Source organism: Sphingomonas sp. DMC6 (assembly GCF_056314225.1).
Window position 1 is genome coordinate 46,815 of the sequence record NZ_JBQUYT010000009.1, and the last position, 25,907, is coordinate 72,721.

Annotated in this window: 26 protein-coding genes and 1 riboswitch; of the genes, 11 read left to right on the forward strand and 15 right to left on the reverse strand. The window is 66.3% G+C overall.

All coding sequences use genetic code 11. The annotated features are described in order from the left end of the window. The 12 genes from rpsC to rpsL form a co-directional block, all read right to left on the reverse strand. The gene (rpsC, locus tag ACT53M_RS17360) at positions 1 to 711 is read right to left on the reverse strand and encodes a 30S ribosomal protein S3 (RefSeq protein WP_476227016.1); all 711 of its coding nucleotides are present in this window, start codon (positions 709 to 711) and stop codon (positions 1 to 3) included. After that, a complete protein-coding gene (rplV, locus tag ACT53M_RS17365; protein WP_476227015.1) occupies positions 711 to 1,088 on the reverse strand; it encodes a 50S ribosomal protein L22 in 378 nt (125 codons plus the stop codon). The genes rpsC and rplV overlap by 1 nt, the downstream gene beginning before the upstream one ends. Next, the gene (gene rpsS / locus ACT53M_RS17370) at positions 1,088 to 1,366 is read right to left on the reverse strand and encodes a 30S ribosomal protein S19 (protein WP_476227014.1); all 279 of its coding nucleotides are present in this window, start codon (positions 1,364 to 1,366) and stop codon (positions 1,088 to 1,090) included. Before rpsS ends, rplV begins: the two co-directional genes overlap by 1 nt. A gap of 3 nt (positions 1,367 to 1,369) precedes the next feature. Continuing rightward, positions 1,370 to 2,221 (reverse strand): 50S ribosomal protein L2, encoded by an 852-nt coding sequence (gene rplB / locus ACT53M_RS17375; RefSeq protein ID WP_476227013.1) that lies wholly within the window; start codon positions 2,219 to 2,221, stop codon positions 1,370 to 1,372. 4 nt (positions 2,222 to 2,225) lie between these two features. Further along, on the reverse strand, positions 2,226 to 2,537 hold the full coding sequence (locus ACT53M_RS17380) for a 50S ribosomal protein L23 (protein WP_476234982.1): 312 nt from the start codon (positions 2,535 to 2,537) through the stop codon (positions 2,226 to 2,228). Then, positions 2,530 to 3,156, reverse strand: a complete 627-nt coding sequence (gene rplD / locus ACT53M_RS17385; RefSeq protein ID WP_476227011.1) for a 50S ribosomal protein L4 — start codon at positions 3,154 to 3,156, stop codon at positions 2,530 to 2,532. Before rplD ends, ACT53M_RS17380 begins: the two co-directional genes overlap by 8 nt. Continuing rightward, positions 3,157 to 3,906 (reverse strand): 50S ribosomal protein L3, encoded by a 750-nt coding sequence (rplC, locus tag ACT53M_RS17390; RefSeq protein ID WP_476234983.1) that lies wholly within the window; start codon positions 3,904 to 3,906, stop codon positions 3,157 to 3,159. 355 nt (positions 3,907 to 4,261) lie between these two features. Beyond that, the gene (gene rpsJ / locus ACT53M_RS17395; protein WP_029936463.1) at positions 4,262 to 4,573 is read right to left on the reverse strand and encodes a 30S ribosomal protein S10; all 312 of its coding nucleotides are present in this window, start codon (positions 4,571 to 4,573) and stop codon (positions 4,262 to 4,264) included. A 262-nt stretch (positions 4,574 to 4,835) separates the two neighbouring features. Next, entirely contained in the window at positions 4,836 to 6,029 is a 1,194-nt protein-coding gene (gene tuf / locus ACT53M_RS17400; RefSeq protein WP_476227009.1) for an elongation factor Tu, read from the reverse strand. Positions 6,030 to 6,108: 79 nt separating this feature from the next. Next, positions 6,109 to 8,202, reverse strand: coding sequence for an elongation factor G (fusA, locus tag ACT53M_RS17405; RefSeq protein WP_476227008.1), 2,094 nt, complete (start codon positions 8,200 to 8,202; stop codon positions 6,109 to 6,111). A 66-nt stretch (positions 8,203 to 8,268) separates the two neighbouring features. Next, positions 8,269 to 8,739, reverse strand: a complete 471-nt coding sequence (gene rpsG, locus ACT53M_RS17410; RefSeq protein ID WP_476227007.1) for a 30S ribosomal protein S7 — start codon at positions 8,737 to 8,739, stop codon at positions 8,269 to 8,271. 63 nt (positions 8,740 to 8,802) lie between these two features. Then, entirely contained in the window at positions 8,803 to 9,174 is a 372-nt protein-coding gene (gene rpsL / locus ACT53M_RS17415; RefSeq protein WP_019831557.1) for a 30S ribosomal protein S12, read from the reverse strand. 301 nt (positions 9,175 to 9,475) lie between these two features. Here rpsL and ACT53M_RS17420 point away from each other — a divergent pair, with 301 nt between their 5' ends. After that, entirely contained in the window at positions 9,476 to 9,910 is a 435-nt protein-coding gene (locus ACT53M_RS17420; protein ID WP_476234985.1) for a bactofilin family protein, read from the forward strand. A gap of 25 nt (positions 9,911 to 9,935) precedes the next feature. Here the strand turns inward: ACT53M_RS17420 and ACT53M_RS17425 are convergent, their stop codons facing one another. Both ACT53M_RS17425 and ACT53M_RS17430 read right to left on the reverse strand, forming a co-directional pair. After that, positions 9,936 to 10,559 (reverse strand): DUF4142 domain-containing protein, encoded by a 624-nt coding sequence (locus tag ACT53M_RS17425; RefSeq protein ID WP_476234987.1) that lies wholly within the window; start codon positions 10,557 to 10,559, stop codon positions 9,936 to 9,938. Positions 10,560 to 10,722: 163 nt separating this feature from the next. After that, entirely contained in the window at positions 10,723 to 11,112 is a 390-nt protein-coding gene (locus tag ACT53M_RS17430) for a hypothetical protein (RefSeq protein WP_476234989.1), read from the reverse strand. A gap of 91 nt (positions 11,113 to 11,203) precedes the next feature. Further along, positions 11,204 to 11,397: riboswitch (cobalamin riboswitch) on the forward strand. A gap of 114 nt (positions 11,398 to 11,511) precedes the next feature. On the opposite strand from ACT53M_RS17430, the gene ACT53M_RS17435 reads away from it, so the two are divergent. From ACT53M_RS17435 to ACT53M_RS17460, 6 genes are all read left to right on the forward strand, one after another. Then, complete coding sequence (locus ACT53M_RS17435; RefSeq protein WP_476234990.1) at positions 11,512 to 13,383, forward strand: TonB-dependent receptor plug domain-containing protein; 1,872 nt, start codon at positions 11,512 to 11,514, stop codon at positions 13,381 to 13,383. Continuing rightward, entirely contained in the window at positions 13,383 to 14,213 is an 831-nt protein-coding gene (locus ACT53M_RS17440; RefSeq protein ID WP_476234992.1) for an ABC transporter substrate-binding protein, read from the forward strand. Before ACT53M_RS17435 ends, ACT53M_RS17440 begins: the two co-directional genes overlap by 1 nt. Before the next feature lie 199 nt (positions 14,214 to 14,412). Beyond that, positions 14,413 to 15,384, forward strand: a complete 972-nt coding sequence (locus ACT53M_RS17445) for a FecCD family ABC transporter permease (RefSeq protein ID WP_476234993.1) — start codon at positions 14,413 to 14,415, stop codon at positions 15,382 to 15,384. Beyond that, positions 15,375 to 16,154 carry an ABC transporter ATP-binding protein gene (locus ACT53M_RS17450; protein WP_476234994.1) on the forward strand — a complete coding sequence of 260 codons (780 nt, stop codon included), beginning with the start codon at positions 15,375 to 15,377 and terminating at the stop codon, positions 16,152 to 16,154. The genes ACT53M_RS17445 and ACT53M_RS17450 overlap by 10 nt, the downstream gene beginning before the upstream one ends. A gap of 271 nt (positions 16,155 to 16,425) precedes the next feature. Continuing rightward, entirely contained in the window at positions 16,426 to 17,202 is a 777-nt protein-coding gene (locus tag ACT53M_RS17455; RefSeq protein ID WP_476234995.1) for an enoyl-CoA hydratase, read from the forward strand. Positions 17,203 to 17,504: 302 nt separating this feature from the next. Then, entirely contained in the window at positions 17,505 to 18,440 is a 936-nt protein-coding gene (locus tag ACT53M_RS17460; protein ID WP_476234996.1) for a right-handed parallel beta-helix repeat-containing protein, read from the forward strand. Positions 18,441 to 18,492: 52 nt separating this feature from the next. On the opposite strand, the gene ACT53M_RS17465 is transcribed toward ACT53M_RS17460, so the two are convergent. Beyond that, positions 18,493 to 20,136 (reverse strand): alkaline phosphatase family protein, encoded by a 1,644-nt coding sequence (locus ACT53M_RS17465; protein ID WP_476234998.1) that lies wholly within the window; start codon positions 20,134 to 20,136, stop codon positions 18,493 to 18,495. Between the two features lie 79 nt (positions 20,137 to 20,215). On the opposite strand from ACT53M_RS17465, the gene ACT53M_RS17470 reads away from it, so the two are divergent. From ACT53M_RS17470 to ACT53M_RS17485, 4 genes are all read left to right on the forward strand, one after another. After that, positions 20,216 to 22,243, forward strand: a complete 2,028-nt coding sequence (locus ACT53M_RS17470; RefSeq protein ID WP_476235000.1) for a protein-disulfide reductase DsbD family protein — start codon at positions 20,216 to 20,218, stop codon at positions 22,241 to 22,243. Positions 22,244 to 22,469: 226 nt separating this feature from the next. Beyond that, positions 22,470 to 23,906, forward strand: coding sequence for a circularly permuted type 2 ATP-grasp protein (locus ACT53M_RS17475; protein WP_476235001.1), 1,437 nt, complete (start codon positions 22,470 to 22,472; stop codon positions 23,904 to 23,906). Between the two features lie 214 nt (positions 23,907 to 24,120). After that, a complete protein-coding gene (locus tag ACT53M_RS17480) occupies positions 24,121 to 25,056 on the forward strand; it encodes an alpha-E domain-containing protein (RefSeq protein ID WP_476235039.1) in 936 nt (311 codons plus the stop codon). Further along, on the forward strand, positions 25,056 to 25,865 hold the full coding sequence (locus tag ACT53M_RS17485; protein WP_476235003.1) for a transglutaminase family protein: 810 nt from the start codon (positions 25,056 to 25,058) through the stop codon (positions 25,863 to 25,865). The genes ACT53M_RS17480 and ACT53M_RS17485 overlap by 1 nt, the downstream gene beginning before the upstream one ends. The last annotated feature ends 42 nt before the right edge of the window (positions 25,866 to 25,907 follow it).

The following is a 25,907-nucleotide window of genomic DNA, read 5'->3' on the forward strand; positions in this document are numbered from 1 at the left end:
TTAGCGGCGATGATCGTCGCGCGACGGGCGCACGCCCGAGGTCTGCGCCTCGAGGTTCAGCCGGTCCTGCGCCATCGGGTCGTGACCCAGGATTTCGCCCTTGAAGATCCAGACCTTCACGCCGCACACGCCGTAGGCGGTGTGGGCTTCGGCCTCGGCATAGTCGACGTTCGCACGCAGCGTGTGCAGCGGAACGCGGCCTTCGCGATACCATTCGGTGCGGGCGATTTCCGCACCGCCCAGACGGCCGGCGCAGGTGATACGAATGCCTTCGGCGCCCAGACGGAGAGCCGACTGCACCGCACGCTTCATCGCACGACGGAACGCGATACGGCGCTCCAGCTGGTCGGCAACGCCCTGCGCAACGAGCTTCGCATCGACTTCCGGCTTGCGGATTTCGACGATGTTCAGCGAAACGTCGGACGAGGTCATCGCGCCGAGCGTCTTGCGCAGCTTCTCGATGTCCGCGCCCTTCTTGCCGATGATGACACCGGGGCGGGCCGCGAAGATCGAGATGCGACACAGCTTGGCCGGACGCTCGATCACCACCTTCGAAATCGCGGCCTGGGGCAGCGTCTCGACGATGTACTTGCGGATCTTGAGATCCTCCAGCAGCAGACGGCCATAGTCATGGCCTTCCGCGAACCAGCGGCTGTCCCAGGTGCGGTTGATCTGCAGGCGCAGACCGATGGGATTGCTCTTCTGACCCATTATGCTTCTTCCTGCTCGCGCACGACGATGCGCAGACGGCTGAACGGCTTCAGGATGCGGGTGGACTTGCCACGGCCGCGCGTCGCGAAGCGCTTCATCGTGATCGACTTGCCAACCGAAGCCTCGGCGACGACGAGTGCGTCGACGTCGAGATTGTGGTTGTTCTCGGCGTTGGCGATGGCCGAAGCCAGCACCTTGCGGGCGTCAACCGCCATCGCCTTCTTCGAGAAAGCGAGGATGTTCATCGCCTCGGCCGCCGAACGGCCGCGGATCAGGCCAGCAACCAGGTTCAGCTTCTGGGCCGAACCACGGATCTGGGTGGCGACGGCAAGGGCTTCCTTGTCGCCGACCTTACGGGGGGCTGCCTGCTTGCTCATTAGCGCTTACCCTTCTTGTCGGCGGCGTGGCCGGGGAAGAAGCGGGTCGGCGCGAACTCGCCGAGCTTCATGCCCACCATGTCCTCGTTGACCGACACCGGCACGAACTTGCGGCCGTTGTACACGTTGAACGTCAGGCCGACGAACTGCGGCAGGATCGTCGAGCGACGCGACCAGGTCTTGATCGGACCGGCGCGGGTGCCCTGTTCCTGAGCGGCTTCAGCCTTCTTGAGAAGGTGCAGGTCCACGAACGGACCCTTCCATACGGAGCGAGCCATCTATCAGCCCTTCTTCTTCGCGTGACGCGAACGGATAATCATCTTGTCCGTCGCCTTGTTGTGGCGGGTGCGCGCACCCTTGGTCGGCTTGCCCCACGGGGTGACCGGGTGACGGCCGCCCGAGGTACGGCCTTCACCACCGCCGTGCGGGTGGTCGACCGGGTTCTTGGCGACGCCGCGGGTAAGCGGACGCTTGCCCTGCCAGCGGCTGCGACCGGCCTTGCCGAAGTTCTGGTTCTGGTTGTCGGGGTTCGACACCGCACCCACGGTCGCCATGCAGCTGGCGTGGATATAGCGCTGCTCGCCCGAGCTCAGGCGCACGATCACCATGCCGCGGTCACGACCGACGACCTGAACATAGGCACCGGCCGAACGGGCGATCTGGCCGCCCTTGCCCGGCTTCATCTCCACATTGTGGACGATGGTGCCGACCGGCATCTGGCCCAGTTCCATGGCGTTGCCCGGCTTCACGTCGGTCTTCTTGCCCGCGATCACCTTGTCGCCAACGCCGAGGCGCTGCGGAGCGATGATATAGGCCAGACGATCCTTGCCGTCTTCGCCCGCGCCATAATTGACGAGCGCGATGAAGGCGGTGCGGTTCGGGTCATACTCGATCCGCTCGACGGTGCCTTCGACGTCCCACAGGCGGCGCTTGAAATCGACGACGCGATAGCGCTGCTTGTGACCGCCGCCGATGCCACGCGAAGTGACATGGCCCTTGTTGTTACGGCCGCCCGTCTTGGTCTTGCCCTCGGTCAGCGCCTTTACGGGGCGACCCTTGTAGAGCTGCGAGCGGTCGATCAGGATCAGCCCGCGGACGCCAGGCGACGTCGGATTATAGTTCTTGAGCGCCATGGTCTCAGATTCCCGTCGTCACGTCGATCTGATCGCCTTCGGCGAGCGTCACGATCGCTTTCTTGATGTCGGAGCGGCGGTAGGGCGCGCCCTTCCACTTCTTGGTCTTGCCCTTCTGGACGAGGGTGTTCACGCCGGTGACCTTGACGTTGAACAGCGCCTCGACGGCAGCCTTGATCTCCGGCTTGGTCGCATCGTTGGCGACCTTGAACACGACTGCGTTCGCTTCGGAGACGAGCGTCGACTTTTCGGTGATGTGCGGGGCGAGCACCACGTCGTAGTGACGGATGTCGACCGGCTTGGACTGCTTAGCCATTGAAGCGCGCCTCCAGCTTCTCGACGGCAGCGCGGGTCAGGACCAGCGTGTCGCTCTTCAGGATGTCATAGACGTTGGCACCGATCGCCGGCAGCACGTCGACCTGGTGCAGGTTGCCAGCAGCCAGCGCGAAAGTGGTCTCGACGGTGTCGCCGTCGATCACCAGCGCCTTCTTGCCGAAGCCCAGCTTTTCCAGGTTGCTCGCAAGCACCTTGGTCTTGCCGTTCTCGACGACCAGGCTGTCCATGACGATCAGCGAACCAGCCTTGGCATGGCTCGACAGTGCCATCTTCAGGCCCAGCGCGCGGATCTTCTTGTTCAGCGACGGATTGAAGTCGCGAACACGGGCACCGTGCGCCTTACCACCGCCGATGAACACCGGCGCGCGGCGATCGCCGTGACGAGCGGTACCACCGCCCTTCTGGCGGCCCCACTTCTTGCCCGAACGCGCAACGTCCGAACGCTCGCGGGTGCCACGGGCAGTGCCGCGACGCTTCTCGAGCTGCCAGGTGACGACGCGGTGCAGGATGTCGGCGCGCGGATCGAGACCGAAGATCTCGTCGTTGAGCTCGATATCGCCCTTCTCGGCGGCGTCGAGGGTTTGAACCTTGACCTTCACTTAGCCCTCCTGGCCTTCGGTGGCTTCCGGAGCCGCCACTGCGGGCGCTTCGGCGGGAGCCTCGTTGCTGTTCGCGACGGTCTTCAGACCGGCGGGGTACGGCGCATCGGCGTGACGGGCGACCTTGACGGCGTCCTTCACGATCAGCCAGCCGCCCTTCGAGCCCGGGACCGAGCCCTTGACGAAGATCAGGCCGCGCTCGGCATCGGTGCCGACCACTTCCAGATTCTGCTGGGTGCGGTTGCGGTCGCCCATGTGGCCGGCCATCTTCTTGTTCTTGAAGACGCGGCCCGGATCCTGGCGGTTACCGGTCGAACCGTGCGAGCGGTGCGAGACCGAAACACCGTGGGTAGCGCGCAGACCGCCGAAGCCCCAACGCTTCATGGCGCCGGCGAAACCCTTACCCTGGGTACGGCCCGACACGTCGACGAGCTGGCCCGCGACGAAATGGTCAGCCGAAATCTCGGCGCCCACGTCCAGCAGACCATCTTCCTCGACGCGGAATTCGCAGAGGACCGCCTTCGGCTCGACTTCGGCCTTGCCGAAGTGGCCGCGCTGCGGCTTGGCGACGTTCTTGGCCTTCGCCGTGCCGGCGCCGACCTGAACGGCCACATAGCCATCCTTTTCGGTGGTGCGCTGTGCCACCACCTGGACGCCTTCCAGTGCCAGAACGGTCACCGGCACGTGCCGGCCGTCGTCCTGGAACAGGCGGGTCATCCCCATCTTCTTCGCGATAACGCCAGTGCGCATCGGCCTGTTGCTCCTATACAGAGGCACCCCCGGGACCATTCCCGCGGGTGCGTGCTCAACCCGAAAAATACTGCGAAGCCCCCGTCCGGGCTGAACCCCCGCCTTGCAGCGGGAGAGACGGGGGACGCAGGCCCGGCCACCCGAAGGCGCCCGGCGGTATCCCTTGTCGATGCGAGCCGTTCCGGCTCAGCGCTCCTTGCGTTGGATCGGGGAACGATCCGGTCGAGGAGGATGGCGACTCCAAAAGGGGTCGCGAATCTCGTGGAAGCGGGGCCTTTACGTCAGCTTCGCTTCCCTGTCCACCCTTTTAGGGGTGAACGCCAAAAGCCCCCGCGAAGCGCGGGGGCCGAAGCCATCAGGCCAGCTTGATCTCTACGTCGACGCCGGCGGCGAGGTCGAGCTTCATCAGCGCATCGACGGTCTGCGGGGTCGGCTGCACGATGTCGAGCATGCGCTTGTAGGTGCGCACTTCGAACTGCTCGCGCGACTTCTTGTCGATGTGGGGACCGCGGTTGACGGTGAACTTCTCGATCTTCGTCGGAAGCGGGATCGGGCCACGGATCAGCGCGCCGGTGCGGCGTGCGGTGTCGGCGATGTCGCCGGTCGCCTGGTCGAGCACTCGGTGATCGAACGCTTTCAGACGAATGCGGATATTCTGCGTTTCCATGGTCCTACCGATGCGAAAGAGCGGGGCTGCGCACCCTGCCACCATCCTGGCGAAGCTACCGGCCCCTGCCCTGCCCCGAAGGGCGATCGGCGGACCCGGTAAACCGGGACGGCGGCTGAACGGCCGCCTCTTGCTGTGTTGAACTCAAAACCGAAGGGCGGGCCCTACAGGCACTCCCATAAAAAGGCAACCGCCCGACACCCATTTTTTTGGGTGCCGGGCGGTTGTTTTCCAAACGAGCCGGCCGAAGCCGGCGCCGTTCTTACTTGTCGATCGAGGCGACCACGCCCGCGCCGACGGTACGACCGCCTTCACGGATGGTGAAGCGCTGGCCGACGTCCATCGCGATCGGGGCGATCAGCTTGACGCCCAGCGAGATGTTGTCGCCCGGCATCACCATTTCGGTGCCCTCGGGCAGCTCGACGGTGCCGGTCACGTCCGTGGTACGGAAGTAGAACTGCGGACGGTAGTTCGCGAAGAACGGCGTGTGACGGCCGCCCTCGTCCTTCGACAGGACGTACACTTCCGACTTGAACTCGGTGTGCGGCTTGATCGAGCCCGGCTTCGCCAGAACCTGACCACGCTCCACTTCGTCGCGAGCGACGCCGCGCAGCAGCGCACCGACGTTGTCGCCGGCCTGGCCCTGGTCGAGCAGCTTGCGGAACATTTCGACGCCCGTGACGGTGGTCTTGCGGGTGTCGTGAATGCCGACGATCTCGACTTCTTCACCAACCTTGATGATGCCGGTTTCGACACGGCCGGTCACCACGGTGCCGCGACCCGAGATCGAGAACACGTCTTCGATCGGCATCATGAACGGCTTGTCGAGCGGACGATCCGGCTCGGGGATCGATTCGTCGACAGCAGCCATGAGCGCCAGGATCGCGTCCTTGCCCAGCTTCTCGTCGGTGCCGTTCAGCGCGGCGGTAGCCGAACCACGGATGATCGGAATGTTGTCGCCGTCGAACTCGCGCTTGGAGAGCTCTTCACGGATTTCCATTTCGACCAGCTCGAGGATTTCCTCATCGTCGACCAGGTCGCACTTGTTGAGGAACACGACCATGGTCGGCACGCCGACCTGACGGGCGAGCAGGATGTGCTCCTTGGTCTGCGGCATCGGACCGTCGGTCGCTGCCACCACCAGGATCGCGCCGTCCATCTGCGCCGCGCCGGTGATCATGTTCTTCACATAGTCGGCGTGACCCGGGCAGTCGACGTGCGCATAGTGACGGCTGTTGGTCTCATACTCGACGTGTGCGGTCGAGATGGTGATGCCGCGCTCACGCTCTTCCGGCGCCTTGTCGATGTTCGCGAAATCGACCGCAGCGTTACCCGCGACGTTCTCCGCGAGGATCTTGGTGATCGCAGCCGTCAGCGACGTCTTGCCATGGTCGACGTGACCGATGGTGCCGATGTTGAGGTGCGGTTTGCTCCGATCGAACTTTGCCTTCGCCATTGTTTCCTACCTTCTGATTCAATTTCCCGTGCCGCCATGGGACTCGCGAGAACGCGGCCCCATAGCGGTTGATTTCCGATTACGCCAGCTTCGCCTTCACTTCTTCGGCAACGTTGGCGGGCACTTCGTCGTAATGCGAGAACTGCATGGTGTACTGTGCACGGCCCTGGGTGAACGAGCGAAGCTGGTTCACATAGCCGAACATGTTCGCCAGCGGCACCATCGCCGTAACCGCCTGGGCATTACCACGCGTGTCGGTGCCCTGGATCTGGCCACGACGGCTGTTCATGTCGCCGATGACGTCGCCCAGATAGTCTTCCGGGGTGACGACTTCGACCTTCATGATCGGCTCGAGCAGCTTGATGCCGGCCTTCTGGGCCACTTCACGCATCGCGCCGCGGGCGCAGATTTCGAATGCCAGCGCCGACGAGTCGACGTCGTGGTAGGCGCCGTCCGTCAGATGGACTTCGAAGTCGATGATCGGGAAGCCGATCAGCGAACCGGTTTCTGCGGTTTCGCGGAAGCCCTTTTCCACCGACGGGATATATTCGCGCGGGATGTTGCCGCCCTTGATCTCGTCGAAGAACTGGAAGCCCGAGCCACGCTCGCCGGGTACCACGGTCACCTTCACGCGGCCGAACTGGCCCGAGCCACCCGACTGCTTCTTGTGGGTGTAGTCGATATCGACCTTCTTCGCGAGATATTCGCGATAGGCCACCTGCGGCGCGCCGACATTCGCCTCGACCTTGAACTCACGCTTCATGCGGTCGACGAGAATCTCGAGGTGGAGTTCGCCCATCCCCTTGATGATCGTCTGGCCCGATTCGTGGTCGGTCGAAACGCGGAACGAAGGATCCTCGGCAGCCAGGCGGTTGAGCGCGATGCCCATCTTTTCCTGGTCGGCCTTGGTCTTCGGTTCCACCGACAGCTCGATCACCGGCTCGGGGAATTCCATCCGTTCGAGGATGATCGGGTTCGCCGGATCGCACAGCGTATCGCCGGTCGTCGTTTCCTTCAGACCCGCGATGGCGACGATGTCGCCCGCAAATGCCTCGTCGATGTCCTCACGCGAGTTCGCGTGCATGAGGAGCATACGGCCGATCTTTTCCTTCTTGTCCTTCACCGAGTTCAGGTACGTGCCCTTGGACAGCGTGCCCGAATAGATGCGCGCGAAGGTGAGCGAGCCCACGAACGGGTCGTTCATGATCTTGAACGCCAGCGCCGAGAAGGGCGCCTTGTCGTCGGCCGGACGGGTGTCCTTGGTTTCGCCGTCGAGCTTGACGCCTTCGACCGCCGGAATGTCCAGCGGGCTCGGCAGATAGTCGACCACGGCGTCGAGCAGGGGCTGCACGCCCTTGTTCTTGAACGCCGAACCGCACAGCACCGGCACGAACGCGAAGTTCAGCGTACCCTTGCGGATCAGCGCCTTCAGGGTGGCGACGTCGGGCTCGTTGCCCTCCAGATACGCCTCCATGACTTCGTCGTCCTGCTCGACCGCCATTTCGATCAGCTCGGCACGCGCAGTGGCAGCGGCGTCGGCGAGATCGTCCGGGATCGCCTGATATTCGAACTTCGCGCCCAGCGACTCTTCGAGCCAGATGATCGCGCGGTTCTCGACCAGGTCGACCAGCCCCTTGAAGCCGCCTTCGATGCCGATCGGCAGGTACAGAACGGCCGGGCGGGCGCCCAGGCGATCCTTGATCATGTCGACGCAGCGCTCGAAGCTCGCGCCGGTACGGTCGAGCTTGTTGACGAAGCACATGCGCGGCACGCGATACTTTTCAGCCTGGCGCCACACAGTTTCCGACTGCGGCTCCACGCCGGCAACGCCGTCGAAGCACGCAACCGCACCGTCGAGCACGCGCAGCGAACGCTCGACTTCGATGGTGAAGTCGACGTGGCCGGGGGTGTCGATGATGTTGATCCGGTGCTCTTCACCCTTGCCTTCTTCGGCGCGCCAGAAGCAGGTGGTGGCAGCAGACGTGATCGTGATCCCGCGCTCCTGCTCCTGCTCCATCCAGTCCATCGTCGCGGTGCCTTCATGCACTTCGCCGATCTTGTAGGACTTGCCGGTGTAATAGAGGATGCGCTCGGTCGTGGTCGTCTTGCCGGCGTCGATATGCGCCATGATGCCGATATTGCGGTAACGCTCGAGCGGATGGCTGCGGGCCATGATCGTGGTTTCCTTGAAGTTTTGGGGAGCCGGACCGTCCAGCTCCCCAATATGTAGGTAAGAAATTTACCAGCGGTAGTGGCTGAAGGCGCGGTTCGCTTCCGCCATGCGGTGCGTGTCCTCGCGCTTCTTCACCGCGTTGCCGCGGTTGTTCGCCGCATCCATCAGCTCGCCCGAAAGACGGGCAGCCATGGTGTGCTCGCTGCGGTTGCGGGCCGAGGCGATCAGCCAGCGGATCGCCAGCGCCTGGGCACGCTCCGGACGAACTTCGACCGGAACCTGGTAGGTCGCACCACCGACGCGGCGGCTGCGGACCTCGATGCCCGGCTTCACATTGTTCAGGGCGTCGTGGAACACGCCGATCGGCTCGCGCTTGGCGCGCTGCTCGATGGTTTCCAGGGCGCCATAGACGATCGCTTCTGCAACGGCCTTCTTGCCGTCCAGCATGACCGAATTCATGAACTTCGACAGAACCTGATCCCCATAGACGGGATCGGGCAGGATTTCCCGCTTCTCGGGACGACGACGACGTGCCATCTCACTTAATTCCTTCTGAACTTCAGCCGATCCGGAACCTGTCCGGGGCTTACTATGGCCTGATTACTTCGGACGCTTCGCGCCGTACTTCGAACGGCTCTGCTTGCGGTCCTTGACACCCTGGGTATCGAGCACACCGCGCAGGACGTGGTAGCGCACGCCGGGAAGGTCGCGCACACGGCCGCCGCGGATGAGCACCACCGAGTGCTCCTGCAGGTTGTGGCCTTCACCCGGAATGTAGCTGATGACTTCGCGCTGGTTGGTCAGGCGGACCTTGGCAACCTTGCGGAGCGCCGAGTTCGGCTTCTTCGGGGTGGTGGTGTAGACACGGGTGCAGACGCCGCGCTTCTGCGGGTTCTGTTCCATCGCAGGGACCTTCGACTTGGCCTTCTGCGGTTCGCGGCCCTTGCGGACCAGCTGGTTAATCGTCGGCATGAAGCCCTTCACCTTTCAAGTGGTTACTTTGCTGGAGCCCTGTTGGACAGAATACGAAAAAGCCCCGGCGGCATTCTTGCCCCCCGGGCGATTGCGTCTCCAGCAACGTTCAGCTCTTATTCCAAAGCGGGATGGCACCTTTGAAGACCAGCCCACGTGGAACGGCGCGCCTATACCGATGTGCCCGGTTGCGGTCAACCACTTCCACCCTGCCCCATCTCGGGGATTCACGGAGGCTGTAGCGGGCCTTGCGCTGTGCTAACGCCCCTGCGGGATTCGGATCAAGGGTTGGGGATCAGGCATGTTCAACGGCAATCGCGGTCGCGAGGAACGTCAGGCGGCACCGGCCGCACCGGCCAATGGCAAGCGCGGCATGTTTTCGGTGATCGGCGCCGATATCGTCATCACCGGCAACCTCACCGCCACGGCCGACCTGCATGTCGACGGGCGCATCGAGGGCGATGTCGATTGCGGCACCCTGGCGCAGGGCGCCGAAAGCCAGATTTTCGGCAGCGTGCGCGCAGACACGGCCCGCATCGCCGGCAACATCGAAGGATCGGTGCATGTCCGCCAGCTCACCGTCGAGCGCTCCGCGCGAATCGTCGGCGATGTCGAATATGAGACGATCACCATCGAACAGGGTGGCCATGTCGATGGCCGGCTGAAGCATCTCCAGCCCGGCGCCCCGGCCGCCGCGCCGGTGCCGCTACAGATTGCGAGCGAAGCGGCGGCCTGACGCCGCCGCCTCGCCCTGCGGGGCCTTACTGGCCGCGAATTTTGTCGAGATGATCGGCCACCACCTTGGCGGTCGAATCGGCGAAGTCGCGCAGCGCCGGCACGTCGCCGCCCTGAGCATAGCTGCGCAACACCGCCAGCCCCTGCTCGTGCGCCTTCACCTGCTGCGAGCGATAGGCCGAGTCGAAATCGGCACCCGTCGCCGAGCGCAGCGTTGCCAAATTGGCCTTTTGCTCGGCAGTCATCGTCGGGTCGGGTGTGAGCGGCGGGGTCGCCTTGCCCGATGCCTTGCGCAGCTTTTCGGTCGAGTCGTTATGGTCCTTGACCATCTCCTTGCCGAAATCCTTCAGCTTGCTGTCCGTCGCCTTCTGCTGGGCAAGCTGCCCGGCGGCGATTTCATAGGCATCGCTGGCAGCTATGGTGTTGACGAATTTCTGACCCGACACCGGCGCGGCGGCAGTTTCGTTGCCGGCCATGCCGTTCATCGCATTCGCATCCATGCCGCTGACATTTTCGTCGGCGGGCATGCTGGTGACCATATTGTCGGTGTTGCCCGCTGCCATGCCGTTGTCGGCACGTTCGCCGCCATTATGGCAGGCGGCAAGGGCGGCGACCGGCAAGACGCCAAGGATCAACAACGATTTCTTCATGAGCGCATCCTCCTGTTTCCTTGGCGCGATTGAACGCGCGGGCGGTATCGCCGTTCCGGTAACGCCTCGAATCGTCCCGAAACTTTGCCGCTCCGGCGAAACGACTTGGGGAAAAGGGAGGAATACTGATGCAGGTTAGGCTTGGAACGGCCGGAAGTGGTGGCTAGCCGCCGTTCACCCGTGCAAACGAATACCGTCCACTGTCCGCGGGATTACCAAGCAATTCCAGTTGGTGGGGATGAGCTGGATCGTCGAGACGTAGCTTAAGCGGGTAAGCATCATACCTGACGATGAAGGCATGCGCTGACGCTCCAACGAATGCCGCTGGCAGCACATACGGGCCTACCTTGTCCCGCTCTATGATGTAATCAACACGCTGATTTGCAACGGTCATCACCCCGTCGTGCAAGACGATCGTGCCACAACAGGCGCTTGAATATCGGCCGTTCGCAATACCGATCGGCAAACGCGGTTCTCCCGAGAGCGCAATGTAAGCCCACGCAGAAAGAACCATGACCACGGTAGCGATCCCAACAGTCTTATTTGCGCTCATGATGCCTGTTTTGAACTGGCACAGGCATGTCCGCAACTGGCCGCAGCCCCCATTCGGCTTTACCCCTTGCCCCGCCCCGCCGCTTGCCGCTACAGGCCGGCGCGTGACGGGTGTCCCCCTTGGCCGGGGGATGAAAAGGGAATTCGGTCTGCAAGTCCGAAGCTGCCCCCGCAACTGTAGCCGGCGAGCCTGCACGCCACAAAGCCACTGGACCTGTTCCGGGAAGGCGGCGTGCCCAGGCGATGACCCGGAAGCCAGGAGACCTGCCCGCCACAGTCGATTCCTTTGCGCGGGCGGGGTGTACCGGGCGAACGGGGCTGAAATCCCCGCGTGAGCGACACCAAACCAGCGGCGCGTCCCGGCCCCCGGGGCGGGCCCGTTTCGAGGTGTCTTGAAGCAATGCGTTACCTGAACTTCCTTTGCGCGACCGGTGCCCTGCTGGTGCCGTTCGCGGCCCATGCCCAGCAGGACGATTCCAGCAAGACCGACAACGAAGTCGTCGTCGTCGCCAGCGGCGTTGCCCAGCCGATCGACCAGGTCGGCCGCTCGGTCACCATCATCGACCGCGCCGAAATCGAGCAGCGCCAGACGCTGGTGCTGTCGGACCTGCTGGCCACCACACCCGGCGTCACCGTCACCCGCAATGGCGGGATGGGCACCCAGACGAATGTGAACATCCGCGGCGCCCAGAGCGAACAGACGCTGGTGCTGATCGACGGCATTCGCGTGAACGACCCTTCCTCGACCGGCGGCGCCTATAATTTCGGCAGCCTGCTCGCCGGCTCGATCGAGCGGGTGGAAGTGCTGCGCGGTCCCAATTCGGTGATCTGGGGCAGCCAGGCGATCGGCGGCGTCGTCAACGTCACCACGCTGCAGGGCAGCGAAGGCCTGAAGGCCCGCGCCAATGCCGAAGGCGGCAGCTATGGCACGTTCAGCGGCAATGCCGCACTCGCGGGCGGCAATGACCGCATCACCGCCGGGCTGACCGCCGGCTATACCACCACCGACGGTATTTCCGCCGCGGCCAATGGCAAGGAAGCCGATGGCTATCGCCAGTTCGGCGCGACCGGCAATGTTCAGGTCAAGCTGGTCGAAGGCCTGTCGCTCGACCTGCGCGGCTATTATGCCGATTCCAAGGTCGATCTCGACGGCTACGCCCCGCCCACCTATGCGTTCGGCGACACCGGCGAATATGCCAAGACGCGCGAATTCTACGGCTATGCCGGGTTGAAGGGCGACCTGTTCGGCGGCAAGCTCCACAACCGGCTGGGCTTCACCTATTCGAACATCAACCGCGACGGCTATAATCCCGCCACCACGCCGACGCTGGAATATGCCTATCGCGGCCGCGCCGAGCGCTACCTCTATCAGGGCGACGCGCAGTTGCTCGACCAGTTGCGCGTCGTGTTCGGCGCCGAACATGAAGACAGCCGCATCCGCTTCAACGATGGCGGCCCGGGCACCACGGCAAAATCGGTCGGCGTCACCAGCGTCTATGGCCAGGCGATCGTGACGCCCGTGGCGCCGGTGACGGTGACGGCGGGCGTGCGTAACGACGACCACGACACGTTCGGCAACCACTGGACCTGGAACACCGATCTGGCGGTGCGCGCCACCCCCGGCACGCTGCTCCACGCCAGCTATGGCGAAGGCTTCAAGGCACCGACGCTGTACCAGCTCTACAGCGCTTACGGGAACGCGGCTCTCCAGCCGGAAACCGCGAAGAGCTACGAGGCGGGCATCCGCCAGTCGATCGCCGGCAATCAGGTCGCGATCGGCTTCACCTGGTTCCACCGCGATGCCGACAACCAGATCGACTATAACTTCGTCACGTCGAGCTATTACAACATCAACAGCACCCGCGCCGAGGGCGTGGAGCTGGAAGCGGTGCTGCACCCGGTCGCGGCCTTCACGGTGCGCGGCAGCTTCACCCATGTCTATGCGCAGAGCCTGAGCGGCAGCACGCTGGGCAAGGATCTGCCGCGCCGCCCGCGTGACACCGGCAGCGTTTCGGCCGATTACCGCTTTCCCTTCGGGCTTGCGATCGGTGGCACAGTGACGATGGTGGGCGACAGCTTCAACGATGCGGGCAACAAGACGCGGATCGACGGCTATGCGCTGGCGAGCATCCGCGCCGAAATGCCGGTCAATCGCCTGCTGTCGGTCTATGCCCGGGTCGAGAACCTGACCGACGAACGCTATCAGACGATTACCGGCTACGGCACGCTGGGCCGCGCTGCCTATGGCGGCGTCCGGTTGCGGTTCAACTGATGCGAAGCGCCGCGCTGCTCGTCTGCCTGATGGCCGCGAGTTGCGCGGCGCCCCCGCCCGGTCCGCAGGGCGGCGGGGGCATCGTGTCGATGAACCCGTGCGCCGATGCGGTGCTGGTGGAACTGGTGCCGCCGGCCCGCATCGCCGCGCTCAGCCATTATTCGATGCGCGAAGATTCGACCTCGATACCGCTGGAAGTTGCACGGAAGTTCCACGCCAATAACGGCACGGCGGAAGAAGTGATCGCGCTGCGGCCCGATCTGGTGATCGCCAGCAGCTTCACCCCGCCTTCGACGCGCGAGGCCTTTGCCCGCGCGCATCTGAAGACGCTCTATATCAACATGCCGGGCACCATTGCCGCCAGCCAGGCGCAAGTGACCGAACTGGCCGAGGCGGTCGGGGCGCCGGCAAGGGGCGACGCGCTCAACGCCCGCATCGACGCCGCCGTCGCGGCTGCCCGCTGGCACGGCCCCAGCGCCCCTGCCCTGCTGTGGATCGGCGGCAACCTCGTCACCGGCGGCAAGACCTTGCTCGACGACATGATGACGCATGCCGGCTTTTCCAATCAGGCGGCGCATTATGGCCTGCAGCACACGGGTCATCTGCCGATGGAGCGCGTGATCGCCGATCCGCCGCGCGTGATGATGGCTCCCGAAGGCGCCGGCCACGACAGCGATTCGCGCGCCGCCGGCCTGCGCAGGCGCGTGATCGCGGAGACCGGCCTGCCCGTAACGCAGGCAGTGTTTCCCCGCCCGCTCGTCAATTGCGGCGGCCCGGTGATCATAGCGGCGATGGCGCGGCTGGCGGAAATCCGGCGGGGGGTGCGGTGAGAATGGCCAACCTGCCCAGCGCAATTCCCCTCCCGCTTGCGGGAGGGGTCAGGGGAGGGACCGACGTGGAAGAAGCGCAATGCCGTTTCGATCCGTGGCCTATGGCATCCCCCTCCCCCAGCCCCTCCCGCAAGCGGGAGGGGAGCGCTTGCCGAAGCCGGCGCAGCGCTTCGATCGCGCACAAACCAAGGCCGCCCCAATGACCCGCACCGCCCTCAACCTCACCCTCGCCTTCCTCACCGCCCTGCTGTTCGTCGGCTCGCTTGCGGCCGGCAAGCTGTGGGTGCCGTTCGATGCCTGGTTCAGCCACGATCCGCGCTGGTGGATCATCGCCGAGCTGCGCCTGCCGCGCGCGGTGCTGGGGCTGGCGATAGGGGCGGCGCTCGGCCTGTCCGGCGCGGTGCTGCAAGGATTTCTGCGCAACCCGCTCGCCGATCCGGCGATCGTCGGCGTCTCGGCCAGCGCGGCGCTGGGCGCCGTGGCCGCGATCGTGTTCCTGTCGACCGCCGCGCCGCTGGTGCTGTTCGCCTGCGCGATGGCGGCGGGCTGTGCGTCGATGCTGTTGCTGGCGGGGCTTGCCTGGCGGGCGGAAAGTCCGGTCGCCTTCATCCTGGCAGGCAGCGTGCTTTCCAGCCTGGCCGGCGCACTGACCGCCTTTCTGATCTCGATCTCGCCCAACCCCTATGCCACTGCCGAGATTCTCGACTGGATCATGGGCGCGCTCACCGACCGCAGCTATTCGGAGGTGCAGCTTGCCCTGCCCTTCATTGCTGCCGGCTGTGCGCTGCTGTTCCTCACCGGCCGCGCGCTGGATGCGCTGACGCTGGGTGAAGGCGCGGCGCGGTCGATGGGAATGCGGCTGGAGCGGACGCAACTGCTCGTCGTGCTCGGCACCGGCCTTGCCGTGGGCGCCAGCGTCGCGGTCACCGGCGTGGTCGGGTTCGTCGGGCTGATCGTGCCGCATCTGTTGCGCCCCTTTGTCGGCGCGCGCCCCTCGGCGCTCTTGCTGCCGAGCGCGCTGGGCGGCGCGGCGCTGGTGCTCGCGGCCGACAGTCTCGTCCGGCTGGCGCCCGGCCCCGGCGAGATCCGGCTGGGCGTGGCGATGGCGCTGATCGGCACGCCCTTCTTCTTTGCCCTGCTCCTCAAATTGCGGCGGTCGCCATGGAACTGAGCATCACCAGCCTTTGCGTCAGCCTGGGCAAGCGCCGGGTGCTCCACCGCCTCGATGCGACGCTGGTGCCGGGGGAAGTGACGGCTATCCTTGGGCCGAACGGATCGGGCAAATCGACGCTGGTACGCACGCTGGCCGGGCTGCTCGTGCCCGATGCGGGACAGGTCACGCTGGGCGACCAGTCGCTCGACCGCTATGAGCCGCGCGAGCGGGCGCGGCGGATCGGCTATCTACCGCAGGACGCGACCGTCCACTGGGACGTGCGCGTCGCCGATCTGGTGGCGCTGGGGCGCCTTCCCCACCGCGCGCCCTTTGCCGGGCTGTCCGCCGAGGACCGCGCCGCCATCGACTCTGCGATGGAGGCGACCGGCACGCGCGATCTTGCCGACCGCCCGGTGACGCAGCTTTCCGGCGGCGAACGCGCCCGCGTGTTGCTTGCCCGCGTGCTCGCCGGCCAGCCGCAATGGCTGCTGGTCGACGAGCCGCTCGCCAGCCTCGACCCGGTCCACCAGCTCGACCTGCTCGACCGGCTGCGCGCGCTGGCGGCGGAGGGCATCGGCGTGGTGATCGTGCTGCACGATCTGGTGCAGGCCGCCCGCGCCGCCGACCGCGTGCTGCTGCTCCGCGACGGCAACCGCATCGCCTTCGGCCCCGCCGGCGAAGCGCTGACGCACGCGCCGCTGCGCGAGGCATTCGGTGTTGAAGTGATGATGGTGCAGGGCGCCGACGGCAGGCAACTGCCGGTGCCGGTGGGGCGTACGCGGGGGTAGCGCCCCTCTATCCCCGGCAAAAAAGGAAAACTTACTCCATGCTCCCCTCCCTGCTCACAGGGAGGGGCTGGGGGTGGGTCCGCCGCCGTAAGGCGGCGGGGCTCGCTGTCGGCACGCGAAGATTTTTCCGAGCGCGCAGACGCGCGCACCCACCCCCGCCCCCTCCCTTTCAGGGAGGGGAGTGCCGCGTAACTCTAACTAATTCGCCTCGCCCTCTTCGCATCCGTCGCAGGAAGCGGCATGAGGCCGGCAAAGATCCGGGAGAAGCACGATGCCGTCTTACGAAACGATTCTGGTCGAGCAGCGCGGTGCCGTCACGCTGGTCACGCTCAACCGGCCCAAGGCGCTCAACGCACTCAACAGCCAGGTGTTGGCCGAACTGCTCGACGCGATGCGCGCCTATGATGCCGATGCCGCGCAGGGCTGTGCGGTGCTGACCGGCAGCGAAAAGGCGTTCGCCGCCGGCGCCGACATCAAGGAGATGCAGGCGCAGGGCTTTGCCGACATGTACGGCCATGACTTCTTCGCCGGCTGGGATGCCTTCACCCGCACCCGCAAGCCGATCATCGCGGCGGTGGCCGGCTATGCGCTGGGCGGGGGCTGCGAAGTGGCGATGATGTGCGACTTCATCCTCGCCGCCGACACGGCGAAGTTCGGCCAGCCCGAGATCAAGCTGGGCGTCTCCCCCGGCATGGGCGGATCGCAGCGGCTCACCCGCGCCGTGGGCAAGGCCAAGGCGATGGAAATGTGCCTTACCGGCCGCATGATGGACGCCGAAGAAGCCGAGCGCGCCGGGCTGGTCAGCCGTATCCTCCCCGCCGCCGATCTGGTCGAGGAAGCGGTGAAGACCGCCGCCGCCATCGCCGCGATGCCGCCGCTGGCGGTGAAGGCAAACAAGGAAATGGTCAACGCCGCGTTCGAGACCAGTCTGGCGCAAGGCGTCCATTTCGAGCGCCGCCTGTTCCACGCGCTGTTCGGCACCGAGGACCAGAAGGAAGGCATGACCGCCTTCGTCGAGAAGCGCCCCGGCAACTGGACGGGCAAGTGACCGGTCGCTGAGCCTTGTCCCCACCCCTCGCGCGGGCGGGCATACGGGCAGGGCAATCGCATTTTGGCTCCTTGTCCCCCCTCCCTGCATTGCAGGGAGGGGCCGGGGGTGGGTCCGCCGCCGTCAGGCGGCGGGACTCGCTGTCAGGTTAGGAAGAGCATTTTTGGAGCGCGCAGACGCGCGCACCCACCCCCAACCCCTCCCTTTCAGGGAGGGGAGCTAAAGCTGCAAACACGACTGCCCTTCCCCGCCTCGGAGGGGGGGCGGGAAAATCTTAACCGCGGCGCGCTAGTTCTCCAGCCATGCTCCTGCCGATCCTGCTCGCCGCCCCGCTGCTCGCCGCGCCTGCCGTGGCGCAGCAAGCGCCGTCCGCGCCCTTTACCATTGCCGAGACCGGCCAGCGGTTCCAGACCCTCGACGCCGCGGTGCAGTCGGTGCGCGACGGCAAGGCGACGATCCTGATCGCGCCCGGCACCTATCACCAATGCACCGTCCAGGCCGGCGGCCAGATCAGCTTCAAGGCAGTGAAGCCCGGCACCGTGATCTTCGAGAACACGGTGTGCGAGGACAAGGCAGCCTTCGTGCTGCGCGGGCGCGGATCGGCGGTCGACGGCATCATCTTTCGCGGCTTTCGCGTGCGCGACGGCAACGGCGCCGGCATCCGCATCGAAATGGGCGACCTGACGGTCACCAACGCAATGTTCCTCGACAGCCAGGAAGGCATATTGGGCGGCGGCCACCCGACGGTGCATGCCATCACCATCGACCACACCACCTTTGCCGGGCTGGGTCAGTGCGACGAGGCGCCGAACTGCTCGCATTCGGTCTATCTGGCGGTCGACGGGCTGGTGACGATCACGCGCAGCCGCTTCGAGCGCGGCACCGGCGGCCATTATGTGAAGCTGCGCGCGCGCCGCGTGGCGATCACCGGCAACAGCTTCGACGACAGCGCCGGGCGCAAGACCAACTATATGATCGACCTGTGCGAAGGCGGCACCGGGCTTATCGCCGACAATGTCTTCGTGCAGGGCAAGGGCAAGGAGAACACCTCGGGCCTGATCGTCGTCGCGGCCGAGGCCCGAACCTATCCCGTCGCCGGGCTGCGCGTGGAAGGCAACACCGCCAGCCTGGCACCGGGTGCGCCGGCCAATCCGGCGTTCGTCGCCGATCTTTCGGGGCAGCCGATCGTGGTGGAGAACAACCGGCTGACGGGCATGCGGGCATTCGAGAAGCGATAGTCGCTTCCGCCCGTGCTCCCCTCCCGCTTGCGGGAGGGGAATGTGAGCGGACCTACTTGCAGCTATCCCCCGCACCCGCATCCAGATCGAGGCAGCGCCCGTCGATTTCCACCGGCACCGGCACATGGATCAACGCCGCCAGCGTCGGGGCGATGTCGACCGTCTCCACCGACAGCGGCTGCTCGAAGCCGGTCATCCCCTTGCGCCAGAACAGGATCGGCACGCGGCGGTCATAGTCCCAGAAGCTGCCATGCGTCGCGACATTGCCGATAGAGGGGTCGAGGATCGGCGTCACCCGCGGCTTCAGCGCCACCACCAGATCGCCCGAATGTTCCGGATTGTACGAGGCGCGCGCGCGCTCGATCAGCGTCCAGGTCTCGGGCGGCGTATGCGCGATCGGCGTCGCTTCGATCTGCGCGCGGGTGAACACTGCCTGGACCTGCGGATTGGCCGAATACAGCTTCACAGCCTCGGCCAGTACCGCTGCGCGCTTCGCCTGCGGCACTGCGGGAGAGACATAGACGTCGCCGCCCGGTCCGCCGACCAGCACCGTGCCGGTCAGGCCCAGCCGCGCGGCAATGTCGCGACCGATACTGGTGACGGTTGCGTCAGCGGTGATCCGCTGCGCCATCGGCGCGGCATGCTCGCGGTTGCGCTCGGGCAGGTCGTGGCCGCCATGGTCGGCGGTCAGCACCACCTGATAGTCGACGCCGGTGCGGTCCAGCGCCTCGAACAGCCGGCCCAGCGTCTGGTCGAGCGAAAGCAGCTGCAGGCACATCTCGCTGCCCTCGGTGCCATAGGTATGGCCGACATAGTCGGTGGCCGAGGCGCCGAGGATCAGCAGGTCGGTATGGCCCTGCTGGCCCAGCTTCATGTCGGTCGCCAGCTTGGCGCCCAGCGCTAGCACTGCGTCGTCGAAATCGGGGGAGATGCGGAACGCCTTGGCGTCGCCGGCGGCGCGCGCGAAGCGGCCGTCGCCGACCGACTTGGTCGCGCTTACCGGAATGGCGCGGCTGCGTGCCTGGCAGAAGGCGGGCAGTTCCAGCGGCTCCTGCGCCTCGGCGATGCGCGCGGCGGTGGCGGCGTTGATCCGGTTGACGGCATCGGGCGCGGTGCGGCCGGCATAGGAAACGAAGGCCTTGCCGTTCCACCACCAGAGCTCGTCGACCTTGTGGCCGCCCATCATCACGGCCGCACGGTCCTTGCCCGCCACCGAAACGACGCGCGAGGCCGGGTCGGCCGCCTTCATCCACTCGCCCAGCGTCGGCACCTTCAGATGCTTGTCCGACACGGTGTAGTGGTTCGAATCGGTGCCCGGGACGCTCTCGTCCTCGGCGCAATAGACCGTCTTGTCGGCGCGCGGCGCGGCGAAGTCGGTCCAGTCATTGGCGATGATGCCGGTGCGCGAGGGGTGGTCGCCGCTCAGGATCGTCGAATGGCCGGGGCAGGTCTCGGTCGCGGCGTGGCTCTGATAGCCCGAGGGGAACACCGCGCCGGTCATCAGCCGGGCGAAGCCGCCGGTGAACTGGGCGCGATATTCGGCGAACAGGTCGGCGGAGAACTGGTCGACCGAAATCACCACGACCAGCTTCGGCGGAGTCGCGGGCAGCGCAGGTGCGGGCGCCGCCGTCTGCGCGGCGAGTGGGGTCGCAGCGGCCAGCGCAAGAGCGGCGGCGAGCGAAGGAAACAATTTCATCAGGGCCAGCTCCAGGCACGGGACGAGAAAAGGACACCCAGCTATTGTCGATCGCGCCGAACTGGGCAAGGACGACGCCATGGCCCAGCTTCGTTTCGCTTTGATGTCGCTTCTTCTCCTCCTTGCTCCGACGTTGCCGGCGGCGGCGCAGGAATTTGCCAAGGGGCCGCACGTCCACAACGAACTGGTGGCGGAAACCGCGCATCCCGCGCCCGGCAGCACGGTTACACTGGCGCTGGTGTCGACGCCCGACCCCAAATGGCATGCCTATTGGCAGAATCCGGGTGACGCCGGCCTGCCCGCCGAAGCCAACTGGACGCTGCCCGCCGGCATGACCGCCGATCCGCTGCGCTATCCGGTGCCGCAGCGGCTGCTGATCGCTGGGCTGATGAACTATGTCTATGAAGGCACGTTCGCGCGGCTGACCACGCTCCACATCCCGGCCGACGCGAAGGGCACGCTGCCGATCCGGCTGAAGCTCGACTATCTGGTCTGCACCGATACGCTGTGCGTGCCCGAAAAAGCCGCGCTGGAGACCAGCCTGACCGTGGGCGACGGCGCGGTCGACGCCGCCACGCGCGCGAAGTTCGACGGCTGGCGGGCGAAGCTGCCGCGGCCGCTGGGCGCCCCGGCGCAGTTCCAGGCGGCGGGCGACACGTTGCGCCTCGCCGTGCCGTACCCCGCAAGCGCCACGGCGAAGGATGTCTATTTCTTCCCGCTGACTGCCAACACGATCGACTATGCCGCGCCGCAAAAAGTCACCCGCGACGGCGACCGGCTGGTGATCGAGACCAAGGCCCGCAATGCGCCTAAGGCGATCGAAGGCGTGCTGGCGGTCGACGGCCAGGGGCTGAGCCTCACTGCCAATGCCGGAGTCGTGGGCGAACCGCGGCCGGTGCCCGCCGGGGCGCCCTGGCTGGCGGTGCTCGGCGCCTTCGCGGCGGCGGTGCTGGGCGGGCTGATCCTCAACGTCATGCCCTGCGTCTTCCCGATCCTGAGCCTCAAGGCGCTTAGCCTCGCCAAGGCCAACCATGCCGAGGGCAATCCGCGCGCCGAAGCGCTGGCCTATACCGCCGGGGTGGTACTGGTCTGCCTCGCACTGGGTGGCGTGCTGCTCGGCCTGCGCGCGGCGGGGGCAAGCGTCGGCTGGGCATTCCAGTTGCAGGACCCGCGCGTGATCCTGATCCTCTTGCTGCTCGTGACAGCCATCGCCTTCAATCTGGCCGGGCTGTTCGAAATCAACGCGCCCGGCTTCGTCAACCGCGCAGCCGGCAAGGGCCATGGCGGCGCCTTCGCCACCGGCGCGCTGGCAGCGTTCGTCGCCACGCCCTGCACCGGGCCCTTCATGGCCTCTGCACTCGGCGCAGCGCTGGTACTGCCCTGGTATGCGGGCCTTGCGATCTTCGGCGGGCTGGGGCTGGGCATCGCCCTGCCCTTCCTGCTGCTCGGCTTCGTCCCCGCGCTGCGCCGCGCGCTGCCGAAGCCGGGCGCATGGATGGCGACGCTGCGCCGCATCCTGTCGGTGCCGATGTTCCTCACCGCGCTGGCGCTCGCCTGGGTGCTCGGCAAGCAGGCCGGGGTGAGCGGGATGACGCTGGGTCTCGGTGCCGCGCTGCTCGCCACGCTGGGCCTGTGGTGGGCGGGGCTGCGGCAGGCAAAGGGCCGCAGCCATGCCTGGCTGCCGGCGCTCCCCCTGCTGCTGGTCGCGCTCGCCGCCGCTGCGCTGGTCCGCCCCGCCCCTGCCGGTGCCGAGGCGCCGTCGGCCGGCAATGCGGAAAAGTTCAGCGAAGCCCGCCTCGCCGAACTGCGCGCGCAGGGCCGGCCGGTCTTCGCCTATTTCACCGCCGACTGGTGCCTGACCTGCAAGGTGAACGAAAAGGCCGTGATCGAAACCGCCGCGGTCGAACAGGCGCTGAAGGACGGCAAGGTCGCGGTGCTGGTCGGCGACTGGACCAATGGCGACCCGGCGCTGGGCCGCTTCATCGAGGCGCACAACCGCGCGGGCGTGCCGCTCTATTTGTGGTACAAGCCCGGCAAGGACGAACCCGAGGTGCTGCCGCAGGTGCTGACCCAGGATCTGCTGACCGGGCTGGCGAAGGCGAAATAAGTTCTCCCTTCATTCGCTCCCCTCCCGCTTGCGGGAGGGGTCGGGGGAGGGGCTGATGGAGACGGAGGGTTGCGCTTATGCTGCCATCCCCTCCCCTAGCCCCTCCCGCAAGCGGGAGGGGAACGAGTTCCTCTATCTTCCGCGCCGCCCCATTTCCCCGCTTGTGCAGCGCAACGAAGCGTTGCAGCATGCGACCAAATAGCCACTCGGGCGTTTGGGAGCTTCGATGGGATCAGCGGGGGCGTTCGACGAGATTTGGGGACAGGGCGGGCCGGATGCGCCGCGCACCGAGTTCGCTGCTCTTTCCCAATGGATTGCAGATACACCCGCTGAAGAACTGCAACGAAGGCAACATTCCGCCGAAGCCGCCTTCCGCCAGCTCGGCATCACCTTCGCCGTCTATGGCGACAGCGACGCCGCCGAACGCATCATCCCCTTCGACATCGTACCGCGCATCTTCCTGCAGCATGAATGGCAGAAGCTGAGCGAGGGGCTGGTCCAGCGGGTCGAGGCGATCAACGCCTTTCTCGAAGACATATATGGCCCGCGCCGCATTCTGGCCGAAGGCATTCTTCCGCCCGAACTGATCTTCAGCAACGAACAGTTCCGCCCCGAAGTCGCCGGAGTCCGCCCGCCGCACGGCGTGTGGGCGCATATCTGCGGCATCGACCTCGTCCGCACCGGCCCGGACCAGTTCTATGTGCTGGAAGACAATGCCCGCACCCCCTCGGGCGTGTCGTACATGCTCGAAAATCGCGAGGCGATGATCCGGCTGTGCCCGGAACTGTTCCGCGATTTCCGCGTCGCGCCGGTCGACAGCTATCCGGACATGCTGCTGGAAACCATGCGGTCGGTGGCGCCGTCGGGGCGGTCGCGGCCGGTTTGCGTCGTGCTCACCCCCGGCCATTTCAACTCGGCCTATTACGAACACAGCTTCCTAGCCGATTCGATGGGTGTCGAGCTGGTCGAGGCGGCCGACCTCGTCGTCGATGACGACATCGTCTATATGGAAACGATCGCCGGGCGCGTGCGCGTCGACGTGATCTATCGCCGCATCGACGATGATTTCCTCGATCCCTTGGTGTTCCGCCCCGATTCCCTGCTCGGCGTGCCGGGCCTGATCGCTGCCTATCGCGCCGGCAATGTCGCGCTGCTCAATGCGCCGGGCAACGGCATCGCCGACGACAAGGCAATCTACAGCTATATGCCCGAAATAGTCCGCTTCTATTCGGGCGGCGAGGCAAAGCTGCCCAATGTCGAGACCTGGCGCTGCCGCGAGCCGCAGGCGCTGAAATATGTGCTCGATCACCTGCCCGAACTGGTGGTGAAGCTGGTCGACGGCTCCGGCGGCTATGGCATGCTGGTCGGCCCGACCGCGACGAAAGAGCAGATCGAGAATTTCCGCGCCGCGCTGGTTGCCGAGCCGCACCGCTATATCGCCCAGCCGACGCTGGCGCTGTCGACCGTGCCGACGCTGACCGAAAAGGGCCTCGCCCCGCGCCACGTCGATTTCCGCCCGTTCGTGCTGACCGGCAGCGACGGCGTGCGCGTGGTGCCGGGCGGACTGACCCGCGTGGCGTTGCGCGAAGGATCGCTGGTGGTCAATTCCAGCCAGGGCGGGGGAACGAAGGACAGCTTCGTCCTGCTGGGGGATGCGGCATGAGGAAGTATCCGAACATCGCCGTGTGCGCTCCCCTCCCGCTTGCGGGAGGGGGCGGGGGAGGGGCTGAACCCTCTTCGCGCTCCTTCCACGTCAGCCCCTCCCAGTATCGGGTGAACAGCGCCCCGCGCTGTTCAGTCCATGCCGGGGGCATGGACGTGCCCGATACTCCCTCCCGCAAGCGGGAGGGGAACCTCGAGGAGACCATCGCATGATGATGCTCTCCCGCACCGCCGCCGCGCTCTACTGGCTGGGCCGCTATGTCGAGCGCGCCGACTTCATCGCCCGGCTGGTCGAAGCGACGATCCGCCTCGATGCGCTCTCCGCCCGGCCCGCCGGCGAAGTCGCATGGCAGAGCGCGCTCGCCGTCAGCTATACCGACGAGGCATTCGCCGCGACCGGGCATCCCGCCACGCAGCAGCATGTCGCGCGTTTCCTGACGCTTGACGCCAGCCATCCGGGCTCGATCACCCGCTGCCTGGAAATGGCGCGCAATAACGCCCGCGCTGTCCGCACCGCGCTCACCCGCGAGGCATGGACCGCGATCAACCGCGCCTGGTGGCTGTTCGCCAACCGCGCCTCGACCGGCGGCGCTACCGAGACGCTCAACCTGGTCGAACAGATCAAGGGGGAGACGCGCGGCTTTGAAGGCGCCACCCACCGGATGATGCGCAACGAAGCGACGCTGCTGATCCAGCTCGGCGCCGCGATCGAGCGGGCCGACAACACCGCGCGGCTGGTCGATGTGAAATACCATCTGCTGCTGCCGGCCGGCGAAAGCGTCGGCGGCGCGGTCGATCGCGACCAGTGGACGACGATCCTACAGACCGTCTCCGCCGTCACCGCCTATCGCTGGCTCTATTCGGAAGGGCTGCGGCCCGACAATGTCATCGACCTGCTGGTCAGCCGCGCCGAACTGCCGCGCAGCCTGGCCGCCTGCGTCGAGGAAAGCGTGACGCTGCTCAGCGCGCTCGCCAAGCGCACCGGCCTGCAGGGCGAGGCCGATCGCATGGCCCGTGCCCGGCTGGCCCGCGTCCAGAAGGCGCGCACGCCCGACATCATCGTCGGCGGGCTGCACGAATATCTGGAGAATTTCATCACCGAGAATGCGCTGCTCGACGGCGCGATCGCACGCCAGTTCCGGTTTCTCTGATGCGCATCGCGGTCGAACATCGCTCCGTCTACCGGTTCAGCCAGCCCCAGGCCCGCATCGTCCAGATGCTGCGCCTGACGCCTTGCGACACCCAGCACCAGACGGTGGTCAGCTGGATGATCGGCGTCGATTGCGACGCAAGGATGCGCGACGCGGTCGACGGCTTCGGCAACGCCGTCACCATGCTCTATGCCGAAGGGCCGATCGACGCGCTGGAGATCAGCGTGACCGGCGAAGTGCTGACCAGCGACAATAGCGGCGTGCTGCGCGGTTCGCCCGAACCGCTGCCGCCGGCGCTGTTCCTGCGCGCCACGCCGCGCACGGTTGCGAGTGCTGAGTTGCGCGATTTTGCGGCAGGGAGCACCGCCGACACGGACGACCCGATCGAGAAGCTGCATCGCCTCAACCTAGCGCTGCGGGATCGCTTCCCCCGCGTGCCCGACGCCCCCGATGCCGGGCTGACCGCCGCCGAGGCCTTTGGCGGCGCGGCCCGCGCCTCGCGCGATGTCGCCCATATGTTCTTGGCGGCCGCACGCAGCCTGGGGGCACCCGCGCGCTATGTCTCGGGCTACCGGCTCGACGACGCGGCGCAGTGCGCGCCCCATGCCTGGTGCGAGGCGTGGGTGGAGGGGCTCGGCTGGGTCGGGTTCGATCCCATCACGGGCCTTTGCCCGGGCGACGGCTATGTCCGCGTCGCAGTGGGACTCGATGCCGACGGCGCCGCCGCCATCGCCGGCCGCCGCATCGGTGAGGGCGAGGAGCGGCTGGCGGTCGACCTGCACGTCGATCGGCTTTCGGGCGAGGAATAACCGGAGCGGAGCAAAGCTGGCCCGTGCAAGCGGCGCCATGTG

Bases quoted from the DNA above. Each gene is read 5' to 3' on its own strand.
- rpsC (WP_476227016.1), bottom strand. From the start codon at position 711: ATGGGTCAGAAGAGCAATCCCATCGGTCTGCGCCTGCAGATCAACCGC.
- rplV (WP_476227015.1), bottom strand. From the start codon at position 1,088: ATGAGCAAGCAGGCAGCCCCCCGTAAGGTCGGCGACAAGGAAGCCCTT.
- rpsS (WP_476227014.1), bottom strand. From the start codon at position 1,366: ATGGCTCGCTCCGTATGGAAGGGTCCGTTCGTGGACCTGCACCTTCTC.
- rplB (WP_476227013.1), bottom strand. From the start codon at position 2,221: ATGGCGCTCAAGAACTATAATCCGACGTCGCCTGGCGTCCGCGGGCTG.
- ACT53M_RS17380 (WP_476234982.1), bottom strand. From the start codon at position 2,537: ATGGCTAAGCAGTCCAAGCCGGTCGACATCCGTCACTACGACGTGGTG.
- rplC (WP_476234983.1), bottom strand. From the start codon at position 3,906: ATGCGCACTGGCGTTATCGCGAAGAAGATGGGGATGACCCGCCTGTTC.
- rpsJ (WP_029936463.1), bottom strand. From the start codon at position 4,573: ATGGAAACGCAGAATATCCGCATTCGTCTGAAAGCGTTCGATCACCGA.
- tuf (WP_476227009.1), bottom strand. From the start codon at position 6,029: ATGGCGAAGGCAAAGTTCGATCGGAGCAAACCGCACCTCAACATCGGC.
- fusA (WP_476227008.1), bottom strand. From the start codon at position 8,202: ATGGCCCGCAGCCATCCGCTCGAGCGTTACCGCAATATCGGCATCATG.
- rpsG (WP_476227007.1), bottom strand. From the start codon at position 8,739: ATGGCACGTCGTCGTCGTCCCGAGAAGCGGGAAATCCTGCCCGATCCC.
- rpsL (WP_019831557.1), bottom strand. From the start codon at position 9,174: ATGCCGACGATTAACCAGCTGGTCCGCAAGGGCCGCGAACCGCAGAAG.
- ACT53M_RS17420 (WP_476234985.1), top strand. From the start codon at position 9,476: ATGTTCAACGGCAATCGCGGTCGCGAGGAACGTCAGGCGGCACCGGCC.
- ACT53M_RS17425 (WP_476234987.1), bottom strand. From the start codon at position 10,559: ATGAAGAAATCGTTGTTGATCCTTGGCGTCTTGCCGGTCGCCGCCCTT.
- ACT53M_RS17430 (WP_476234989.1), bottom strand. From the start codon at position 11,112: ATGAGCGCAAATAAGACTGTTGGGATCGCTACCGTGGTCATGGTTCTT.
- ACT53M_RS17435 (WP_476234990.1), top strand. From the start codon at position 11,512: ATGCGTTACCTGAACTTCCTTTGCGCGACCGGTGCCCTGCTGGTGCCG.
- ACT53M_RS17440 (WP_476234992.1), top strand. From the start codon at position 13,383: ATGCGAAGCGCCGCGCTGCTCGTCTGCCTGATGGCCGCGAGTTGCGCG.
- ACT53M_RS17445 (WP_476234993.1), top strand. From the start codon at position 14,413: ATGACCCGCACCGCCCTCAACCTCACCCTCGCCTTCCTCACCGCCCTG.
- ACT53M_RS17450 (WP_476234994.1), top strand. From the start codon at position 15,375: ATGGAACTGAGCATCACCAGCCTTTGCGTCAGCCTGGGCAAGCGCCGG.
- ACT53M_RS17455 (WP_476234995.1), top strand. From the start codon at position 16,426: ATGCCGTCTTACGAAACGATTCTGGTCGAGCAGCGCGGTGCCGTCACG.
- ACT53M_RS17460 (WP_476234996.1), top strand. From the start codon at position 17,505: ATGCTCCTGCCGATCCTGCTCGCCGCCCCGCTGCTCGCCGCGCCTGCC.
- ACT53M_RS17465 (WP_476234998.1), bottom strand. From the start codon at position 20,136: ATGAAATTGTTTCCTTCGCTCGCCGCCGCTCTTGCGCTGGCCGCTGCG.
- ACT53M_RS17470 (WP_476235000.1), top strand. From the start codon at position 20,216: ATGGCCCAGCTTCGTTTCGCTTTGATGTCGCTTCTTCTCCTCCTTGCT.
- ACT53M_RS17475 (WP_476235001.1), top strand. From the start codon at position 22,470: ATGGGATCAGCGGGGGCGTTCGACGAGATTTGGGGACAGGGCGGGCCG.
- ACT53M_RS17480 (WP_476235039.1), top strand. From the start codon at position 24,121: ATGCTCTCCCGCACCGCCGCCGCGCTCTACTGGCTGGGCCGCTATGTC.
- ACT53M_RS17485 (WP_476235003.1), top strand. From the start codon at position 25,056: ATGCGCATCGCGGTCGAACATCGCTCCGTCTACCGGTTCAGCCAGCCC.